Source organism: Rathayibacter sp. AY1C4 (genome assembly GCF_002932195.1).
In the GTDB taxonomy this organism is placed as follows: domain Bacteria; phylum Actinomycetota; class Actinomycetes; order Actinomycetales; family Microbacteriaceae; genus Rathayibacter.
The window spans coordinates 123,564-142,210 of the sequence record NZ_PSWE01000006.1 but is presented as its reverse complement, the minus strand read 5'-3'; the positions used below and the strand labels follow the sequence as shown (position 1 = coordinate 142,210).

The following is an 18,647-nucleotide window of genomic DNA, read 5'->3' as shown; positions in this document are numbered from 1 at the left end:
CTGGCCGCCCACGGGCTGCCCCGCCTCGCCGGCGCGGAGGTCCGCTGGAACCTGCTCGAGCGGCCCGGCTCGGAGGGCGATCTCGGCCTCGTCGCCGCCCCGACCTCCGACTCCCCCGAGCGGGAGACGTCAGCGCCCTGGTGGACGAGCGCCGTCGTCTACCAGATCTACCCGCGCTCGTTCGCGGACTCGAACGGCGACGGCATCGGCGACCTGGGCGGCATCCGCTCGAAGCTCGACCACCTCGCCGACCTGGGGGTCGACGTGATCTGGCTCTCGCCGGTCTACCCGTCGCCGCAGCACGACAACGGCTACGACATCTCGGACTACGAGGACATCGACCCGCGGTTCGGCACGCTGGAGGAGTTCGACCTGCTCCTCGCGGAGGCCCACGAGCGCGGCATCCGCATCGTGATGGACCTCGTGGTCAACCACACGAGCGACGAGCACGCCTGGTTCGTCGAGTCCCGCTCCTCGCAGGAGGACCCGAAGCGCGACTGGTACTGGTGGCGCCGCGGGCGCCGCTCGGCCGAGCCCGGCCGCGAGCTCGAGGCGGCCGCCGGCGCCGGCCTCGACGTCGCCGAGCCGAACGGCTGGCGCTCCTACTTCTCCGGCCCGGCCTGGACGCTCGACCCGGCGACGGACGAGTACTTCCTCCACCTCTTCGCGGTGCAGCAGCCGGACCTCAACTGGGAGAACCCCGAGGTGCGGCACGCGGTGCACGCGATGATGAACCGCTGGCTCGACCGCGGAGTGGACGGCTTCCGGATGGACGTGATCAACCTCGTCTCGAAGGACGTCGGAGCCGTCGACGGCGAGCAGGGCGGCGCGGGCATCGTCGGAGGGGTGGGTCCGCGGCTCCACGAGTACCTCCGCGAGATGCACGAGGCCGTGTTCGCGCACCGCGAGGGCTCCTTCCTCACCGTCGGCGAGATGCCCGGGGTCACCCTCGAGGAGGCGGTGCTCGTGACCGATCCCGAGCGGCGTGAGCTCGACATGGTCTTCCAGTTCGAGCACGTCGGCATCGACCACGGAGTCGACAAGTTCCACCCGGTGCCGCTGGACCTGGTCGCCTTGAAGGCCAACCTCGCGCGCTGGCAGGACGGCCTGGCCGAGCGCGGCTGGAACAGCCTGTACCTCGGCAACCACGACCAGCCGCGTCTCGTCTCGCGCTTCGGGGACGACGGCGCGCACCGCTACGAGTCCGCGACCCTCTGGGCGACGCTCCTCCACCTCCAGCGCGGCACGCCGTACATCTACCAGGGCGACGAGATCGGGATGACGAACGTCCCGTTCGCCGGCATCGAGGACTTCCGCGACGTCGAGTCCCTGAACTACTGGGCCGAGGCCGTCGGCGAGCGCGGCGAGGGCCCGGCGACCGTGCTCGCCGGGCTGCGCGCGCAGAGCCGCGACAACGCCCGCACGCCGGTGCAGTGGGACGACAGCCTCCAGGCCGGCTTCACGACCGGCGAGCCGTGGATCGCGGTCAACCCCAACGCCGCCGAGGTGAACGTCGCCGCCGATCGGGCCGCCGAGCGGTCGGTCTTCGAGTACTACCGGGCGCTGATCGCGCTGCGGCACGCCGACGAGACGGTGCAGCTGGGCCGCTTCGCGCTGCTGGAGCCCGAGCACCCCGCGCTCTTCGCCTTCACACGCACCGGACCGGGCGAGCTGCTCGTCGTCGGGAACGTGTCCGGTGAGCCGCTCGAGGTGCCGCTGCTCGAGGAGTGGGCGGCTGCCGAGACGGTCCTCGGCAACGTCGCCGGTGCGACCGGGTCGACGCTCGGCCCGTGGGAGGCGCGCATCCTGCGCCGCTGAACCTCGCCGCGCCCCGCTCCGAGCACGGCGCGGGGCGCGGCGCCCGACGGCGGTGGACCAGCGGGCGAGGGCCTCAGGCGGAGACGCGGTCCAGTTGAGCGACGTCGCTGCGGGTCAGCGGGAGCGCGGCCGCCGCGAACAGCGACTCGAGCTCCGCGGCGTTCCGCGCCCGGACGATCGCCGCCGAGACCTCCTGGTGCGAGAGCACCCAGGCGAGCGCGACCACGCCGGGCTCCGTGCCGTGGGCCCCGGCGATCTCGTCGAGGGCCGCGAGCACGCGGGAGCCGTGGCGGCCGACGTAGTCCAGGCCCGCCTCGAACAGGGCCGACTCCGGCTCGTCCGTGCGGCTGCGCAGGGCGCCGGTGAGGTAGCCGCTCGCCAGGGGCAGCCGCGCGAGGGTGCCGAGCTCGAGCCGCACCACCTCGGGGGCGACGTCGGTCTCGTAGGTCCGGCGCTCCATCAGGCTGTACTCCGACACGACGGCCGAGAGCGACGGCAGCGCGAACGCGGTCGCCGTCTCGTGCAGCGCCGTGATCGCGGCTCCGCTGAAGTGCGCGGCGCCCAGGGCGCCGACCGAGCCGTCCGCCAGGAACGGCGCGACCGCCGCCAGGCTGTCGGCGATGGGGATCCCGGGGTCCTCGCTGTCGAACGAGAGCAGGTCGATCCGGGTGCCGAGCCGCTCGAGGCTCCCCTCGATCGCGATGCGGACGTCCTCCGGGGCGAGGCCCGGCGCGTCCGGGTGCCGGCCGACCTTCGTCGCGACCAGCATCCGCTCGCGCAGCCCGCTCTGCTCGAGCCAGCGGCCGATCATGTACTCGCTCCGACCGGTCGCGTAGTGGTCCGCGGTCGAGATCAGGGTGCCGCCGAGACGGCCGAACGCGTCGAGCACCTCGGTGGTGTCGTCGATCCCGGCGGCCCAGCCGAAGACGGAGCCGTCGAGGGCGAGCGGATGCACGGGGAGGCCGGTCCGACCCAGGGTGCGTGAGAGGAGGGGCGTCTCCGGCTCGGTGGCCAGGGGCGTCGGGTCGGTCACGGAGTCCTCCGGTCGGGGCGGTGCGGCGCGGTCCCGCCACCGTACCCCATGCCCCCGCCGACGACGGACGCCCGCCCCACCGGAGTGGGACGGGCGTCACGGTCGTGCAGGAGGGATCAGCTCTCGGCGGGAGCCTCTGCCTCGGCCTCCTCGGCCACGACGGGCGCGAGGGACAGCTTGCCGCGGTCGTCGATCTTGGTGATCTGGACGAGCAGCTTCTGACCGACTCCGAGGACGTCCTCGACGTTCTCGACGCGCTTGCCGCCGGCGAGCTTGCGGACCTCGCTGATGTGCAGCAGTCCGTCCTTGCCGGGGAGGAGCGAGACGAACGCGCCGAACGTCGCGAGCTTGACGACGGTTCCGAGGAACTGCTCGCCGACCTCGGGGTTGGTCGGGTTCGCGATGGCGTTGACCTGCGCACGCGCGGCCTCGGCCGACGGGCCGTCGACGGCTCCGATGTAGACGGTGCCGTCCTCCTCGATGGAGATGTCGGCGCCGGTCTCGTCCTGGATCGCGTTGATCGTCTTTCCCTTGGGGCCGATCAGCTCGCCGATCTTGTCGACGGGGATCTGCACCGAGATCACGCGGGGCGCGGTCGGGGCCATCTCGTCGGGCTGGTCGATGGCCGCCGTGAGCACCGCGAGGATCGTGGTGCGGGCGTCCTTGGCCTGCTTGAGCGCGGCGTCGAGCACCGACGACGGGATGCCGTCGAGCTTCGTGTCGAGCTGGATGGCCGTGACGAACTCGGCGGTTCCGGCGACCTTGAAGTCCATGTCGCCGAGCGCGTCCTCGGCGCCCAGGATGTCGGTCAGCGCCGCGTAGCGGGTCTGGCCGTCGACGACGTCGGACACGAGGCCCATCGCGATGCCCGCGACCGGGGCGCGCAGCGGCACTCCGGCGTTGAGGAGCGACAGGGTCGACGCGCAGACCGAGCCCATCGAGGTCGAGCCGTTGGAGCTCAGCGCCTCGGAGACCTGGCGGATCGCGTAGGGGAACTCCTCGCGGCTCGGCAGCACCGGCACGAGGGCGCGCTCGGCGAGGAAGCCGTGCCCGATCTCGCGACGCTTCGGCGATCCGACGCGGCCGGTCTCACCGGTCGAGTAGGGCGGGAAGTTGTAGTGGTGCAGGTACCGCTTCTTGGTGACGGGCGACAGCGAGTCGATCTGCTGCTCCATCTTGAGCATGTTCAGCGTGGTGACGCCCAGGATCTGGGTCTCGCCGCGCTGGAAGATGGCCGAGCCGTGGACGCGCGGGATGACCTGCACCTCGGCGTCGAGCGGGCGGATGTCGGCCAGGCCGCGTCCGTCGATGCGCACGCCGTCGCGGAGGATGCGGCCGCGGACGACCACCTTCGTGACGGACTTGTACGCCGCTCCGACCTGGTTGTAGGCCTCGGCCGAGAGCTGGCCCGAGGCGATGCGCTCGGCGATCTGCTCCTTGACGCGCGCCTTGAGGGCGTCGTCGGCGTCCTGCCGCTCGACCTTGTCGGCGATCTGGTACACGCGGACGAGCTCGTCGTAGCTGAGCTCGGCGACGTTGTCGTAGGTCTCCTGCGCGTAGGGCAGGAACACCGGGTAGTCCTTGACCGGCTTCGCGGTCTCGGCGGCGAGCTTCGCCTGCGCCTCGACGAGTGCGCGGAGGAAGGGCTTGGCGGCCTCGAGGCCCTCGGCGACGACGTCCTCGCTGGGCTTGGTCGCACCCGCCTTGATGAGGTTCCAGGAGGACTCCGTGGCCTCGGCCTCGACCATCATGATGGCGACGTCCGAGGAGCCGTCCTCGTTGGTGACGACGCGGCCCGCGACGGTGAGGTCGAAGACGGCGTTCTCCAGCTGGGAGGCCTTGGGGAAGGCGACCCACTGGTCGTTGCCGGAGCCGTCGGACATGAGCGCCAGGCGGACGCCGGCGACCGGGCCGGAGAACGGCAGGCCGGAGATCTGCGTGGACGCGCTCGCGGCGTTGATCGCGAGGGCGTCGTAGAACTCGTCCGGCGCGATGCTGAGGACCGTGATGACGATCTGGACCTCGTTGCGCAGGCCCTCGACGAACGAGGGGCGCAGCGGCCGGTCGATCAGACGGCAGACCAGGATCGCCTCGGTGGAGGGGCGGCCCTCGCGGCGGAAGAACGAGCCGGGGATCTTGCCGGCGGCGTAGGAGCGCTCCTCGACGTCGACGGTCAGCGGGAAGAAGTCGAAGTTGTCCTTCGGGTTCTTCGAGGCCGACGTGGCCGAGAGGAGCATGGTGTCCTCGTCGAGGTAGGCGGCGACGGCGCCCTGAGCCTGCTGCGCGAGGCGGCCGGTCTCGAAGCGGACGGTGCGGGTGCCGTACGAGCCGTTGTCGAGAACGGCTTCGGCGAATGTGATTTCAGGACCTTCCAAGAGGTCTGTCTCCTTAACGTCTGCAGCGGCGCCCCTTCTGGGCGCCGGCGTTCGTCGGAGCAGCGGTCCGGTCAGGAATCGAGACGATCCCACGGCAGGGCTTCGCGCCGTGCCGTCGTGTGGAGGGCGTTCGTGCTGGCCACCAGTAGAAGAGCTCCGGGCTGTCGCGACCTGTGCCGCGAGCGGGACGTGCCGCCTGCGACTCGTGCCGCGGCGGCCCGTGCTCTGTCGCACGCTGCCGCCGTCCGGGACTCCACCACCGAGGACCAGCTTCCTGCCGGCCTGCTCCGTGGCTCGAATCCTGGGTCGACCGGCGGTCGCTTTCGGATTCGGAACCGGTTCATGCTATCAGCCGCGGTGCGGTTCCTCCATGGACCGCGCCGACCCGGCCGGCCCTCCGCCCGTCAGCCCCGCGTCTCGTGCATCAGCAGCTCGACGCGCAGCCCGCCCCTCACCGTCACGATGCGGGCCGGCACGCGGGGCGACCTCCCCGCCTCCGAGAGCCGGGCGAGGGCGGCCTCGACCACGTTCTCGAGACCGCGCGGCACCTGGCCGACGAGCCCCGAGGGGCGCTGGGCCGCGAACAGGCGGACCGGCATCGGAGCGTCCACGCGCTCCTCCTCCGCGGTGCGGCGCGGGATCACGGCCGTGACCTCGTCTTCGCCGAGGGCGAGCACCCGCGCGATCTCGTCCTGGTGCGGCCGGGAGTCGGCGAGGCGGAGGAGGGTGTCGCCGCGCCGCGACTTCGGGCGCAGCTCGTAGTCGTAGTCGTCGAGCTTGCCCGAGCCGCGGTCGTCGGAGGGGAGGGGGTTCGCGTCGCCGCGTCCGAACGGGAAGAGCTTCATGCCCCCATTGTCCAGCGCGCGGCCCCTCCCCCGCTCGCGTCAGGCGGTGCGCCGCATCCGGGCGATCGCCGCGAGCACCAGGACGAGCACGACGGCGACGAAGCCGAGCAGGACCGGGACGGCCGGCAGGAGCGCGAGCGCGGCACCGATCGCCAGGACCGGCACCGCGAGGCCGAGGTAGGCGGCGAGGAACACGGCCGCGAGCACCTCGCCTCGGGTCTCGTCGGTGGCGAGCGAGCCGGCGACTCCGAGCGCCAGGCGGAAGAGCAGGCCCACGCCCGCTCCCGCGAGCACCCCGCCGACAATGAAGGCGGACACCGAGACGATCACGGCGCCGGTCGCGACCAGCAGCAGCCCGGCCGTCAGCGCCACGGCCGCGAGGCGGAGCGCCGTCCGCGAGGACAGCCGGATCGAGACCAGCTGCGCGACGGCTCCGGCGGCGAAGACCCCGAAGGAGACCGCGCCCGCCTCGAGGTGGGAGGTCTCGCCGAAGCGCCCGGCGAGGAAGGTCGGCGCCAGCGAGGTGAAGAGGCCGAACACGGCGAACCCGGCGAACGCGCCGACCGCGGCCGAGAGGAAGACGCCGCGGGAGGCGGCCGGCACGGCCAGGCGCTGCGGACGGTAGGCCGGGAGGACCTCGCGCCGCTCGACCGTCTCGGGGACGAGCGCGACGCCGATCCCGAGGACGACCAGGAGGACGAGGAACACGGCGTACGGGACGACCAGGGGCTCGCGCACCGTCACGGCGAACACCCCGCCGACGAGCGGGCCGAGCGCCAGCCCGCCCATGTTCACGAGGGCGGAGACGGCGCGGGAGGTGCCGGGGCCTTCCTCCGGGCGGGCGACGGCGCGCAGCTCCGAGAGATGGGCGGTGGCCGTCGCGGTGAGCGCGCCGACGCCGAGCCCGGTCAGCAGGCGGGCGAGGATCAGCCCGGGCACGTCCGGCCAGAGCAGGAACGCGGCGGCCGCCAGGACCTCGACGAGGATCGACGCGAGCAGGATCCGGCGGCGGCCGAGCCAGTCGCTGACGTGCCCGGCGAGGAAGAGGCTCGCCACGACTCCGACCGCGTACGCGGCGAAGACCACGGTGACGACGAAGGCCGGGAACCCGTCGCGCTGCTGGTAGATCGCGTAGAGCGGTGTCGGCACGGTCGAGAACGCCATCACCGTGAGGAAGGCGACGGCGATCACCCAGAAGCCGTGGCGGTGCGGGAGCTCGCGGCGGTGGACGGACGGGAGGGAGCGCTCGGTGGTGGTCACGGTGTCCACAGTGCTCCGCCCCATCATCCGTGTCCAACGGAGGATCTCGGATGGATTGATCGTCTCTGCTGGATAATGGGCGGATGGACGACCGCCAGCTCGCCGCCTTCGTCGCCGTCGCCGAGGAGCTCAGCTTCACCCGGGCAGCCGCGCGCCTGTTCGTCGTGCAGTCGACCCTCTCGGCGAGCATCCGCTCGCTCGAGCAGGAGCTCGGCTCGCCGCTGTTCGCCCGCTCGACCCGGCGGGTGGCGCTCACCGCGGTCGGCGAGGCGCTCCTGCCCTCGGCCCGATCGGCGATCGACAGCCTCGACCGGATGCGCTCGCTCGCGGCCGACGACGCGGCGGGGCTCCGCGGGCGGGTGCGGGTGGGCACCTTCTCCGCCCTCGACCTCGTCGACCTGCCCGGCGCGCTCGGCGTCTTCCGCACTCGGCACCCGCTGGTGGACCTGCTCCTGCGCACCTCGACCACCGGCTCCACCGGTCTCGCCGAGGACCTGCGCCGCGGCCTGCTCGACGCCGCTCTGCTGGCACTGCCCGCGGCGCAGCTGCGGGGCCTGGCGGTGACGCGGCTGGTGCGCAGCGACTACGTCCTGCTGGTGGAGAGCGCGCATCCGCTCGCCGCGGCGGGACCGCCCTCCCCGCAGGACCTCGACGGGCTCACCTTCGTGGACACGCCCGCCGGCTTCGGCAACAGGGTCGCCGTCGACCTCGCCTTCCGCGAAGCCGGGGCGTCGCGCCGGGTGGCCACCGAGGTCGCCGATCTGCCGGGGATCCCCCGCTTCGTGCAGGCGGGGCTGGGTCCGGCGATCGTGCCGCGCGCGGGCGTCGAGCCGCTGGAGGGCGTCACGGCCCTCGCGCTCGACTGGCCGGGGCTGGTCTGGGAGCTCTCGGTCTGCACGGCGCCGCGCCCCTCCGCCGCGGTGCAGGCGCTCACGGCCGTGCTGGCGGAGCGGTCGGCCTAGGCCTCAGCCCTCGCGCAGGGGGCCGCGGACGATCGAGTCGCCGGAGTGCTCCGGGTCGTCGTCGAACGGCTCCTGGGAGACGTCCACGAGCGGGTACTCGGCGAGGTCGACGTCGTCGGGCACGGCGAAGACGCCGTCGGTCCCGTCGAGCACGCCGAGGCCGACCAGCCCGGAGGCGTCGGCGGCGAGGAGCCAGACCTCCCGGTACGAGTCGTCCGCGCTCTGCGCATCGAGGTGCACGTGCAGGCGGCGGGTGCCGTCGGCGTCCTCCAGCTCGGCGGTTCCGCTCGCTCCCTGCCAGTCGGGGAGAGCGGCGAGATCAGCGCGCGCCACGACGGCGGCGGTGTCGTCGCTCCGCGAGGCCTGCCACCAGGCTCCGCCCGCGACCCCGATGACGAGCGCGCCGAGAGCGGCCAGCACGGCGCTCAGAGCGCGGGGCCGGCGGCGGCGGGCGGGACGGTGCCGTCCCGGGGGAAGGGCGAGCGGAGGCGGCACGGCAGCGGCCGACGACGGCAGGGCGCCGGGCCCGAGGTCGCCGAGGGCGAGCTCCTCGCGGATGCGGTCCCAGACGATCGCGGGCGGCGCCTCCAGCTCGACAGCACGGCTCGCACGGCCCAGGCCCGCGGCGTGGCCGAGCTCGACCAGCTGCCGGGCGCAGTCGGGGCAGTCGCGCAGGTGGGCCTGCTCGGCGTCGCTCGAGTGCTCGCCGAGGGCGAGCAGGGCGAGCTCGTCGGGATCGAGGTGGGTCATGTGCTGCTCACCTCCAGGCGGGAGCGGAGCCGGTCGAGGCTGCGGCGGATGTGGCTCTTGACGGTACCGAGCGGCAGGCCGGTGCGCTCGGCGATCTCGGTGTGGGTGAGGTCCTCGTAGAAGGCGAGGCCGATCACCCGCCGGGGGACGGGATCCAGGCGGGCCAGCTCGTCGGCGATCAGGATCCGCGCCTCGAGGTCGACGGGGGCCTCCCCCTCCTCGACCGGCGTGACGGCGACGAGGGCCTCGGTGAGCCTCCGCTCGCGCGCCCGCGCCTCGTGCGCGTCCGCGATCCTCCTCCGGGAGATCCCGACCAGCCAGGCTCCGAGAGCCGCCCGTCCGGGGTCGAAGCCCGAGCGCGAGGTCCAGGCCGAGACGAAGACGCGCTGCACCACGTCCTCCGCGTCGCCGCGGTCGCCCAGCGAGCGCAGCGCCAGCGTGAAGACCAGCGGCGACCAGCGCGAGTACGCCTCGGCGAGCGCCGCCTCCTCCCCTGCGGCGAAGCGGCGGCCGAGCCGGGCCACGAGAGCGCTGTCGGCCTCGGCGCCGTCGGCGGGCTCGATGGTCTCGATCAGGGGGTCCCTCCAGGGCTGCGGGGAGCGCTGCTGCCCGGGGGCGTGCGGCGCTGCGAGGCTCATCGTACGTCGCTGAGGCTCGGGCGGGCGGGTCAGCCGGCCGGGACGGCCGTGACCACCACGTTGCTGAGGTAGTGGCGGGTGTCGTAGTCGAAGTCGCCGCCGCAGGTGATCAGGACCAGCCGCGGCGGTCCGTCGGCGGCGAACACGGCCGAGAGGTCGACCGTGGTCTTCTCCGTGGTCTCCACCGTCGAGACGGTGTACGCGCGCTCCGCGCCGTCCGCGCCGGTGAGGGTCACGGTCTGGCCCGGGACCGCCTTCTTCAGCTCGACGAACGGCCCGAGGCCGTAGGCGAGGGAGTCGACGTGCGCGGCGATCACGACCGTGCCCTCCGGCTCGTCGAGGCCGGCGCCGAAGCGGTACCAGCCGGCGACCTGCGTGTCGGGCACGAGCTCCATCGTGCCGTCGTCCGCGACTCCGACCGGCTCGACGGCCATGTCGACGGGGAGCCCGTCGACGACGAGCCGCTCGGGAGCGAGCGCGGTGGGGGCGGGGGTCGCGCCGAGCCGAGCATCCGCCACCGGGACGGACGGCACCGCTTCCGGCAGGGTCGCCGCGGGCGAGGAGGGGACCGTGGCCGGCACCGGCTGCTGGGGCGCCGAGGAGACGGCGGCGGGAGCGGGCTCCACCCGGGACTCCTGCGCCGCGCATCCGGCGAGACCGGCACCGGCCACGATCAGCCCGACCACGGCGAGGACGCGCAGAGGGAAGGGGCTCCGGCTCATGGCGTCCTCCTGGGTCGTGGTCGGGGGTGCCGGGACGGCCGCGCTCCAGCACGGCCGACCCGGCGGTCGGATCCTCGGGTCAGCGACGCGAGGCGGCGGTGCGGCGGCCGATCAGCACAGCGCCGGCAGCGGCGAGGGCGGCGAGCAGTGCTCCGCCCCACCAGCCCGCGGCGGCGTCGGGGCGGTTGTCCGCCGCGAGGCCGGCCTCACCGGCGGGGACGCCCGACGGCGAGGAGTGCAGTCCATCGATGGTCTGCGTCGCGAGAGCGAGGTTGCCCTTCTCCAGGCTGCCCCAGGCGTAGACGATCGTGTTCACGCCCTCCTGGACCTGCACGTCGGCCGGGCCGATGACCGGCGCGGTGGTCCCGGTCGCGGCGACCACGGTCGAGATCGTGGCCGGGGCGAGGTTCAGCACGCCCTCGTTCGGGTTCGTCACGTTCGTCAGGACGGGCGACCCTCCGGCGAGGATGTCCACGGCCGGAGCGGCGGCGATGTGGCGGACCGTGAGCCGGCCCTCGCCCGCGGCGGTCTTCGAGATGTCATTGGTGAAGAGGGTCGCGGTGGGGGTGTTGTCCGGCTTGAGGTGCGCCGCGACGGTGTAGCTCTTCCCCGCCTCGAGGCTGATGTCGATCGGGCCGATCACGGGGGCGCTGGCGTCCGCGGCGGTGGAGGCCGTGATGGCGACCTTGTAGGTGCCGGTGGGGAGGTCGAGCGGGCCGGCGAGCGAGCCGGGGGTGAAGTCGTCGAGCGTCAGCTTGCCGTCGACGTAGACGTCGACCGGGGTGTCGGGGACGGCGTGCAGGACCGAGAGGTCGGCCGAGTCGGCGTCGGCGGCGGCGGCGGGCGTGGCGGCGATGCCGACGACGGCCAGGGTTCCGATGCAGGCACCGGCGAGCAGGCTGCGGGAGAAGCGGGAGGTGGTCACGGTGTTCCTCTTTCACGATGGGACCCGCGAGGGGTCGGGGGGTGGTCGAGAAGGGCCTTCACCACTACTTCCGCCCGAGGCGCCTCCTCGGATGCACCCGGTCTGAGATTCCTCGAAAGAATTCCTGCCGGACGCTTCGAGGGCCCCTCGCGGCGCTGGCCCGAGCGCCCGTGCCGGGCTAGCCTCCGACCAGGAGGTGCGGAGGATGGGCAGGCGCGGCGTGGTCCTCCTCCTCGCCGCCGCGGCGCTCACCACGGCGGCGGTCGCGGGCGTGCAGGGCTCCCTCGCCCCCCGGGCGCCGGTCGCCGACCAGGCCGCCGCCGCCTCCGACGCCCCCGCCCAGTGCGACGACGCCCGGGAGCTGCTGGCCGCCTCGTCCGCCTTCGAGGGCGGAGCGGGCGTGCCGGCCGGCCACCTCGTGGCCTGCCTCGACGAGGACCACCGGCGCCTCACGATCCACAACCGCACCCCCGTCGTCTGGAGTCTCGGCGACTCCTCGGTGCGGGGCGTGACGAGCGGGACGGACGGAGTGACGGGTCTGCTGAGCCTGCACGCGTCGCAGTCCTCCTCCGGGCTGCTCCTCGCACCCGGATCGGCGGCCTCGGTCTCGGCCGGCGACGGGAGGATCCGACCGCGGCCCGACGAGCCCTCGACCCGGCTGCAGCTCGCGCTCACCGCGGTGGTCGCGGCTCAGGATCAGGCGATCGGCCCCTCCGCCGGTCCCGACAGCATCATCCGCGGCGCCGCGCTCACCTGCGCGGTCGTGGTCGCGGAGTCGGACACCGGCTGGCGGGTGACCTCGCCGCGGGCTCTCGCCGCGGCGGCCGAGGACCCGGTGTGCGCGCGCGACTGGGGCCGCGCCCAGCGCAGCGCGGCGGCCTGGCGGATCGCCCTGCCCGGGCTCGTCGACGCCGTGGAGGCTCCCGGCCGCCCCGAGGAGGACACGGCGCTCCAGCGGGCCGCGGCTGACTGGTTCTCGGCCTCGAGCGGCTACTCGTGGGGCGGAGTCGACCGCCCCGCTCCCCTGCCCTGACCGGCGCCGCGCGCCTCGTCCGCCCGGGAACGCGAACGGGCCGCCCTCCGCGAGGAGAACGGCCCGTTCGGCAAGAAGTTCGCAGTGTCATCGAGACCGCGCCCTGCTCCGGGAGGAGCTAGCGGCGCAGACCGAGACGCTCGATCAGCGAGCGGTAGCGGTTGATGTCCACATCCGACAGGTAGCCGAGGAGTCGACGACGCTGACCCACGAGCAGCAGCAGACCACGACGCGAGTGGTGGTCGTGCTTGTGCTCCTTGAGGTGCTCGGTGAGGTCCTTGATCCGCTTGGTCAGGACGGCCACCTGCACCTCGGGGGATCCGGTGTCACCGGGGTGGGTCGCGTACTCTTCGATGATCGCCTTCTTGACATCTGCTTCGAGTGCCATATATGGGATCCCCTCTCTCTCGTTGCGCGGTGCCCGGCGCCTGATGCGTGGGCTCTCTTGATCCGCGGCCGTCGAACGGCAACCGGACGACTCTACCAGAGGGAGGGCGGTATCAGGAGCCGGTGGCCCGGTTCCAGAGCACGACGAGCCACGGCGAGACCAGCAGCTGCCAGTAGACGAGCACGAGGACGTTGAGGACCACGCCGATCCAGCCGGCGATCGGCGGACGCTTCTCGCGACGCCGGGCGCGGAGGGTGGAGACGGCGAGCAGGATCCCGGCGAGCAGGACCGCGTGCACGAGCGCGGTGTAGAGCACGCCGACCAGCAGGTCGCTGACGGCCTGGTCGCCCGGGTAGGCGCCGAGCGAGATCAGGGCGTACCAGACGAAGAACGACAGCGGGACCGCGAGGACGGCCAGGAGGACCGAGACGATCCCGGCTCCGTAGCGGCGGAGGAACCCGCGAGCTCCCGAGGCCGTGGCACCGGTCCGAGCGGCTCCGGCGCGGACGCCGCCCGTGGAGCTGCGCCGACCGCCCGTGGCGGCCGCCGCGCGACGCGCGCCCGCCTCGGCGGCGGTGCGGATCGAGCGTCGCGAGGGGGCGGCTCCGGCTGCTCGCGGGGCAGGAGGACCCTGACGCCCGGGCGCGCCGTCGGATGACGTGCTCATGCCTCTCACCCTAGGGGATGACCCCTGAGCCCCCGGATCGGCGCGACGCGGCCCGCCGGGGCGGCGGAGTCAGCAGAATGGAGCGAGTGAGCCAGACCCCCCGCGCCCCCCGGCGCAGCCACGTCCTCGACGTCTCCCCCCTCCGCGAGTCCCCGGCCTTCGCCCGGCTCTGGGCCGGCAACGTGATCTCGGGCATCGGCGGCCAGATGACGATCGTCGCGGTCGGCCTGCACATCTACGAGCTCACCGGATCGACCCTCGCGGTCGCGCTGGTCGGCGTGGTGGCGCTGGTCCCGACCGTGATCGCCGGCCTCTACGGCGGGATGCTCGCCGACGCGTTCGACCGCCGCCTGGTGCTCCTGCTCGCCGCGGTCGTGGCCTGGGGCTCGACCGCGGGGATCGCGGCCCTCGCCTGGCTCGGCGCCGAGACCCCGCTCTCCCTCTACGTGCTCACCGCCGTGAACGCGGTGGCGACGACGGTGATCGTGACCACCCGGATGACGCTGGCTCCGCGGCTGCTCCGCACCGAGCTGGTCCCCGCCGCCGCCGCGCTGGGCGGCATCGCGAGCGGAGTCGAGGTGACCGTGGGGCCCGCCCTCGCCGGCGTGCTGGTCGCCTCCTCCGGCTTCGCGATCACGTACACGATCGACGTCGTGCTGTTCCTCGCCGCGTTCCTCGGCATCGCGGGGCTGCCGGCGCTCGTGCCCGAGGGCGAGCGGCAGCGGCCGGGGCTGGAGTCCCTCCGCTACGGCCTGGGCTTCCTGAAGGGCGCCCCGAACATCCGGATGTCCTTCCTGGTCGACATCGTGGCCATGACCTTCGGACAGCCGCGCGTGGTCTTCCCGGCGGCCGCCGCCGTGCTGCTCGGCGGAGGCGCGGTGACGGTGGGCGCCCTCACGGCCGCGTTCGCGATCGGGGCGCTGATCAGCGGCGTCTTCTCCGGCCGGCTCACCGGGGTCCGCCGGCAGGGCCTCGCGATCGGCCGCTCGATCCAGGTGTACGGAGCGTTCGTGGTCGCGTTCGGCGCGGTCCTGCTCGGTGCCGCACTCGTGCAGCACGACGCGTCGGCGCCGAACGCGGTGCTCATCGCGCTGGCGGCGGTCGCCCTGGCCGGCGCGGGCGCCTCCGACAACGTCAGCTCGATCTTCCGGCAGACGATGCTGCAGACCGCGGTCCCCGACAACATGCGGGGTCGGCTCCAGGGCGTGTTCATCGTCGTGGTGACGGGCGGCCCGCGGGTCGGCGACCTCTACACGGGACTGCTCGCCTCGCTCGCGCTGCTCTGGCTGCCGCCGCTCGCGGGCGGGCTCGCGATCATCGCGATCCTCGCCGCGGTGCTGCGACTCCGACCGGAGTTCCGTGGGTACGACGCCCTGCACCCGACGGCCTGAGCGGAGGGGCGTCTCCCTCGAGCCGGACGGGACAGCGCGCCCGCCCGCTCGGCTCAGGCCGGCGGACGGGCGCGCCGGGGATCAGTCGCCGGAGGCCGCGTCGGCGCCACCGCCGTCGGTCAGCCGGTCGTCCGAGACCAGTCCGCTGTCGTCGTCGCGGCCCTCGACCCGCACCGGGCGGTAGACGTGGAAGCCGTCGTCGTCGGGCTCCAGCTCCCAGACCACCTCGACCTCCTCGCCGTCGATGTCGGCCAGGCGGGTGAAGGAGCGCTGCGGGGAGCCGTCGATCATCTCGAGGCGGATGCTCTCCTGCTCCGCTCCGCTGTCGAGGATGGCGGTGTACGTCGATTCGGTGTCCATGCCTCGACGCTAGACACGCGCGGTGAGGCGTCGCCACCCCTTGCGGCGGCGCACGGTCCGCGTAGCGTCGGCACCATGACCGACACCGACATCACTCCCGCCGACTCCGACGACCGCGAGCAGATCACCGAGATGGTGAAGAGCGCCGGGATCGGGCTCCTCACCACCGTCAACGCCACCGGGCAGCTCGTCAGCCGTCCGCTCAAGGCCCAGGACATCGACTTCGACGGCGAACTGTGGTTCTTCACGCAGGACCCGTCGCCCAAGGTCGACGACATCCGCGCGAACCCGAGCGTCAACGTCGCGTTCGAGTCGAAGAAGGGCTACCTGTCGGTGGCCGGCTCGGCGACCGTCGTGCACGACCCGGCGAAGGTGGACGAGCTGTGGTCCCCGGCCGTCGCCGGCTGGTTCCCCGACGGCAAGGACGACCCGACCGTCGCGCTGATCCGCGTCGAGGCCGAGACCGTCGAGCTGTGGGCGACCGACGAGCCGCGTCCGGTCGTGCTGTTCAAGGTCCTCAAGGCCGCCGTCACCGGCGGACAGCCCGACATCGGCGAGAACCGCACCGTCTCCTTCGAGTGATCCCTCCCCCCGGGGCGCCGCCGGGGCGCGGCGCCTCGCGGGGAATGGCGTCAGGCGCCGCCGAAGCGCTCGGTGCGGACGCGCTCGGGCGCGTGGCCCTGCTCGACCAGGGCGGTGGCGACGGCCTCGACGAACGAGGTCGGGCCGCACACGTAGACGGTCGGCTCGAGCGAGGCCGGCAGAGCCGCCTCGGCGAGCAGCTCCGGAGTGACGCGGCCGGCCGGACGCGCCGCTCCCGCCGGCGCCACCCGGGTGAAGACGTGGTCCACCGCGACTCCGCCCGTCGCGGCCGGCCGCTCGGCGAGCGCCGCCAGCTCCTCGCGGTAGTAGGCGAAGACGGGCGAGCGGACCGAGTAGAGCAGCTGCATCCGCGCCGCGCTCCCGGACCGGGCGTGCTCGCGCGCCATCGCCATCAGCGGCACCACGCCGCTCCCGCCCGCGATCAGCTGCACCGGCTCCGCCTGCTCGGGGCGCCAGACGAACCAGCCGCCGATCGGACCGCGGATCTCGAGCCGGTCGCCCACTTCGAGTCCGTCGACCAGGTACGGGGAGACCTCCCCGTCGTCCAGCCTCTCGACCGCGAGCTCGACCCGCTCCCCGTCGGCCGGGGCGCCGATCGAGTAGGAGCGGCTCGCCTGGTAGCCGTCGGGCGCGGTGAGGCGCACGTCGAGGTGCTGCCCCGCCAGGTGGCCCGGCCACCCGGGCACGCGGAGCACCAGGAGGCGCGACGTGGGCGTGAGCGGCGCGACCGACTCGGCCACCGCCTCCGTCCACATCACCAGTAGCGCTCCTCTTTCCAGGGGTCCCCGTGCATGTGGTAGCCGTTCTGCTCCCAGAAGCCTGGCTCGTCGCCGGGCATCAGGCGGAGCGTCCGCACCCACTTCGCGCTCTTCCAGAAGTAGAGGTGCGGCACCAGGAGCCGGGCGGGGCCGCCGTGCTCGGCCGCGAGGGGCTTCCCCTCGAACTCGGTGACGACCCAGGCCCTCCCGCCGCGGATCTCGGCGAGCGGGAGGTTCGTCGTGTAGCCGCCGAAGCTCTGCGCCATGACGAAGCCGGCGTCCGTCTGCAGGCCCTCCAGCAGCGTGTCGACCGAGACGCCGCGCCAGCTGGTGCCGAGCTTCGACCACCGGGTCACGCAGTGGATGTCGGTGTGCACGTCCTCGTGCGGAAGCGCGTCGAACTCCTCCCGGTTCCAGCGGCGGACGCCCGCGGGGCCGCCGTCGATGGAGAAGGCCCACTCGTGGATGTTCGGGGTGGGCCCGATCGAGAGGACGGGGAAGCCGTTCTCGAGGTGCTGGCCCGGCGGGAGGTCCGGGTCCGCCTCCCTCTTGCCGAAGAAGCCCCGCGTGATGATGCCCATGTCCGCCCTCGTCGTCCTCGGGGCCTGGCCCCGGATCGCTGGAAACCGCTCGTCGCGCTCACGCTACCGCTCGGCGCTACCGCATGCGGGCCCGCCGGGCGAGCCCGGGACCGTGTCGGACGTCGGTGCCAGGATCGGGGCATGAGACGAACCGTCGTGCCGCCGTACCTCCTCGTCCGCATCGCCCGCCTCGACGATCCGGCCTTCGCCCGGGCCGCGCGGGCCGCGAGCCGCTCGCTCGAGCAGGACGTGCCGTTCCGGCGCGTCCGGCCCGGAGAGCCCGCGCCCGACCGCGGGGCGCCGACCGCCGCCGCGACGTCCTCGCCGCGCACCCGCGTGCAGTCCCTCCAGCGCACCATCGCGGACGCGCGGACCGAGGAGACGCTGCCCGGCACGGTCGTCCGCCGCGAGGGCGAGGCGGCCACGGGGGATGCGGCCGTCGACGAGGCGTACGACGGCCTCGGCGCGATGTCGGCCTTCCTGCAGGGTGCATACGGCCGCGACTCGATCGACGACGCCTGGCTGCCGCTCGACGCGACCGTGCACTTCGGCGACGACTACGACAACGCCTTCTGGGACGGCTCGCGGATGGTCTTCGGCGACGGGGACGGCCAGGTGTTCCGCCGCTTCACCGTCTCGCAGAGCGTGATCGGCCACGAGCTCGCCCACGGCATCACCGAGTACACGGCGAACCTCGTCTACCGCGGCCAGTCCGGAGCGCTCAACGAGTCGGTCTCGGACGTGTTCGGAGCCCTGCTGGAGCAGTACGGCGCCGGCCAGAGCGCCGACGAGGCGAGCTGGCTGATCGGCGAGGGGCTCTTCACCGACGAGGTGCAGGGCACGGCCCTGCGGTCGATGATCGCCCCCGGCACCGCCTACGACGACGACGTCCTCGGCTCCGACCCGCAGCCGGGCTCGATGGCCGACTACGTCGAGACCGACGACGACAACGGCGGAGTGCACATCAACTCGGGGATCCCCAACCGCGCGTTCGCCGTGGCGGCGACGACCCTCGGCGGGAAGGCGTGGGAGCGCGCTGGGCAGGTCTGGTACGACGTGCTGACCGGGGGCGTCCTCACCGCGACGGCCGACTTCGAGGCGTTCGCCGCGCTCACCGTGCGGGCCGCCGCCGAGCGCTACGGATCCGGCTCCGAGGTCGAGGCCGCCGTGCGCACCGGCTGGACGACGGTCGGCGTGACGCTGTCCGCCTGAGCCGGTCCGCTCGAGGACGGAGGCGGGTAGCATCGCGCGCATGGACGTCATCGTGTCGCGCAGCGGCGGAGTCGCCGGCCTCCGCCGGGTGTGGCGGGTCGACGTCGAGCAGCAGCCCGACGAGCGCGCCTGGCGCGACCTGCTCGGCTCGCTCCCCTGGGACGCCGCCGACGGCGAGTCCCCCGGCCGGGCCGACCGCTTCGTCTACGAGATCCGCGTGCAGACGCACCACGTCCGCCTCGGCGAGACCGAGCTCGACGGAGCCTGGCGCGAGCTGGTCGACCGCGTGAAGAAGGCGCAGCCCCGCTAGGAGCTGCGCCTTCGTC

The 18,647-nt window shown here is 73.6% G+C and carries 20 protein-coding genes; 7 read left to right on the top strand and 13 right to left on the bottom strand.

Annotation, left to right across the window (positions count from 1 at the left end):
- Positions 1-165 precede the first annotated feature (165 nt).
- A complete protein-coding gene (locus C5C99_RS04960; RefSeq protein WP_258063633.1) occupies positions 166-1,818 on the top strand; it encodes an alpha-glucosidase in 1,653 nt (550 codons plus the stop codon).
- 73 nt (positions 1,819-1,891) lie between these two features.
- Here C5C99_RS04960 and C5C99_RS04955 read toward each other — a convergent pair whose 3' ends face one another.
- The 4 genes from C5C99_RS04955 to C5C99_RS04940 all read right to left on the bottom strand — a co-directional run bounded on the left by C5C99_RS04955 (position 1,892) and on the right by C5C99_RS04940 (position 7,331).
- The gene (locus tag C5C99_RS04955) at positions 1,892-2,851 is read right to left on the bottom strand and encodes an aldo/keto reductase (RefSeq protein ID WP_104260622.1); all 960 of its coding nucleotides are present in this window, start codon (positions 2,849-2,851) and stop codon (positions 1,892-1,894) included.
- 116 nt (positions 2,852-2,967) lie between these two features.
- On the bottom strand, positions 2,968-5,226 hold the full coding sequence (locus C5C99_RS04950; protein ID WP_104226293.1) for a polyribonucleotide nucleotidyltransferase: 2,259 nt from the start codon (positions 5,224-5,226) through the stop codon (positions 2,968-2,970).
- Positions 5,227-5,630: 404 nt separating this feature from the next.
- Positions 5,631-6,071, bottom strand: coding sequence for a hypothetical protein (locus C5C99_RS04945; RefSeq protein ID WP_104226292.1), 441 nt, complete (start codon positions 6,069-6,071; stop codon positions 5,631-5,633).
- 39 nt (positions 6,072-6,110) lie between these two features.
- Positions 6,111-7,331, bottom strand: a complete 1,221-nt coding sequence (locus tag C5C99_RS04940; protein WP_258063632.1) for an MFS transporter — start codon at positions 7,329-7,331, stop codon at positions 6,111-6,113.
- A gap of 83 nt (positions 7,332-7,414) precedes the next feature.
- On the opposite strand from C5C99_RS04940, the gene C5C99_RS04935 reads away from it, so the two are divergent.
- Positions 7,415-8,293 (top strand): LysR family transcriptional regulator, encoded by an 879-nt coding sequence (locus C5C99_RS04935; protein WP_104226290.1) that lies wholly within the window; start codon positions 7,415-7,417, stop codon positions 8,291-8,293.
- A 3-nt stretch (positions 8,294-8,296) separates the two neighbouring features.
- Here C5C99_RS04935 and C5C99_RS04930 read toward each other — a convergent pair whose 3' ends face one another.
- From C5C99_RS04930 to C5C99_RS04915, 4 genes are all read right to left on the bottom strand, one after another.
- Positions 8,297-9,043 (bottom strand): anti-sigma factor, encoded by a 747-nt coding sequence (locus C5C99_RS04930; RefSeq protein WP_104239041.1) that lies wholly within the window; start codon positions 9,041-9,043, stop codon positions 8,297-8,299.
- Positions 9,040-9,681 (bottom strand): RNA polymerase sigma factor, encoded by a 642-nt coding sequence (locus C5C99_RS04925; RefSeq protein ID WP_104338246.1) that lies wholly within the window; start codon positions 9,679-9,681, stop codon positions 9,040-9,042. Before C5C99_RS04925 ends, C5C99_RS04930 begins: the two co-directional genes overlap by 4 nt.
- A 29-nt stretch (positions 9,682-9,710) precedes the next feature.
- Positions 9,711-10,403 (bottom strand): class F sortase, encoded by a 693-nt coding sequence (locus C5C99_RS04920; protein WP_104260617.1) that lies wholly within the window; start codon positions 10,401-10,403, stop codon positions 9,711-9,713.
- A gap of 79 nt (positions 10,404-10,482) precedes the next feature.
- Entirely contained in the window at positions 10,483-11,328 is an 846-nt protein-coding gene (locus C5C99_RS04915; protein ID WP_104224813.1) for a DUF4397 domain-containing protein, read from the bottom strand.
- 205 nt (positions 11,329-11,533) lie between these two features.
- Between C5C99_RS04915 and C5C99_RS04910 the strand changes: the two genes are divergently transcribed.
- A complete protein-coding gene (locus tag C5C99_RS04910; protein WP_104297441.1) occupies positions 11,534-12,361 on the top strand; it encodes a hypothetical protein in 828 nt (275 codons plus the stop codon).
- Between the two features lie 118 nt (positions 12,362-12,479).
- Here the strand turns inward: C5C99_RS04910 and rpsO are convergent, their stop codons facing one another.
- Both rpsO and C5C99_RS04900 read right to left on the bottom strand, forming a co-directional pair.
- Complete coding sequence (rpsO, locus tag C5C99_RS04905; protein ID WP_068252328.1) at positions 12,480-12,749, bottom strand: 30S ribosomal protein S15; 270 nt, start codon at positions 12,747-12,749, stop codon at positions 12,480-12,482.
- Positions 12,750-12,861: 112 nt separating this feature from the next.
- Entirely contained in the window at positions 12,862-13,416 is a 555-nt protein-coding gene (locus C5C99_RS04900; RefSeq protein ID WP_104224815.1) for a hypothetical protein, read from the bottom strand.
- An 86-nt stretch (positions 13,417-13,502) separates the two neighbouring features.
- Between C5C99_RS04900 and C5C99_RS04895 the strand changes: the two genes are divergently transcribed.
- On the top strand, positions 13,503-14,807 hold the full coding sequence (locus tag C5C99_RS04895) for an MFS transporter (protein WP_258063631.1): 1,305 nt from the start codon (positions 13,503-13,505) through the stop codon (positions 14,805-14,807).
- Between the two features lie 81 nt (positions 14,808-14,888).
- Here the strand turns inward: C5C99_RS04895 and C5C99_RS04890 are convergent, their stop codons facing one another.
- Entirely contained in the window at positions 14,889-15,167 is a 279-nt protein-coding gene (locus C5C99_RS04890; RefSeq protein ID WP_104224817.1) for a hypothetical protein, read from the bottom strand.
- Between the two features lie 75 nt (positions 15,168-15,242).
- Between C5C99_RS04890 and C5C99_RS04885 the strand changes: the two genes are divergently transcribed.
- The gene (locus tag C5C99_RS04885) at positions 15,243-15,749 is read left to right on the top strand and encodes a pyridoxamine 5'-phosphate oxidase family protein (protein ID WP_104224818.1); all 507 of its coding nucleotides are present in this window, start codon (positions 15,243-15,245) and stop codon (positions 15,747-15,749) included.
- A gap of 50 nt (positions 15,750-15,799) precedes the next feature.
- Here the strand turns inward: C5C99_RS04885 and C5C99_RS04880 are convergent, their stop codons facing one another.
- Complete coding sequence (locus tag C5C99_RS04880) at positions 15,800-16,525, bottom strand: ferredoxin reductase (protein ID WP_104339688.1); 726 nt, start codon at positions 16,523-16,525, stop codon at positions 15,800-15,802.
- Positions 16,525-17,109, bottom strand: a complete 585-nt coding sequence (locus C5C99_RS04875; RefSeq protein ID WP_104338247.1) for a molybdopterin-dependent oxidoreductase — start codon at positions 17,107-17,109, stop codon at positions 16,525-16,527. Before C5C99_RS04875 ends, C5C99_RS04880 begins: the two co-directional genes overlap by 1 nt.
- A 141-nt stretch (positions 17,110-17,250) precedes the next feature.
- Here C5C99_RS04875 and C5C99_RS04870 point away from each other — a divergent pair, with 141 nt between their 5' ends.
- Together C5C99_RS04870 and C5C99_RS04865 are read left to right on the top strand one after the other, a co-directional pair.
- A complete protein-coding gene (locus tag C5C99_RS04870; protein ID WP_104260613.1) occupies positions 17,251-18,321 on the top strand; it encodes a M4 family metallopeptidase in 1,071 nt (356 codons plus the stop codon).
- A gap of 40 nt (positions 18,322-18,361) precedes the next feature.
- On the top strand, positions 18,362-18,631 hold the full coding sequence (locus C5C99_RS04865; RefSeq protein ID WP_104233246.1) for a protealysin inhibitor emfourin: 270 nt from the start codon (positions 18,362-18,364) through the stop codon (positions 18,629-18,631).
- Positions 18,632-18,647: the final 16 nt, after the last annotated feature.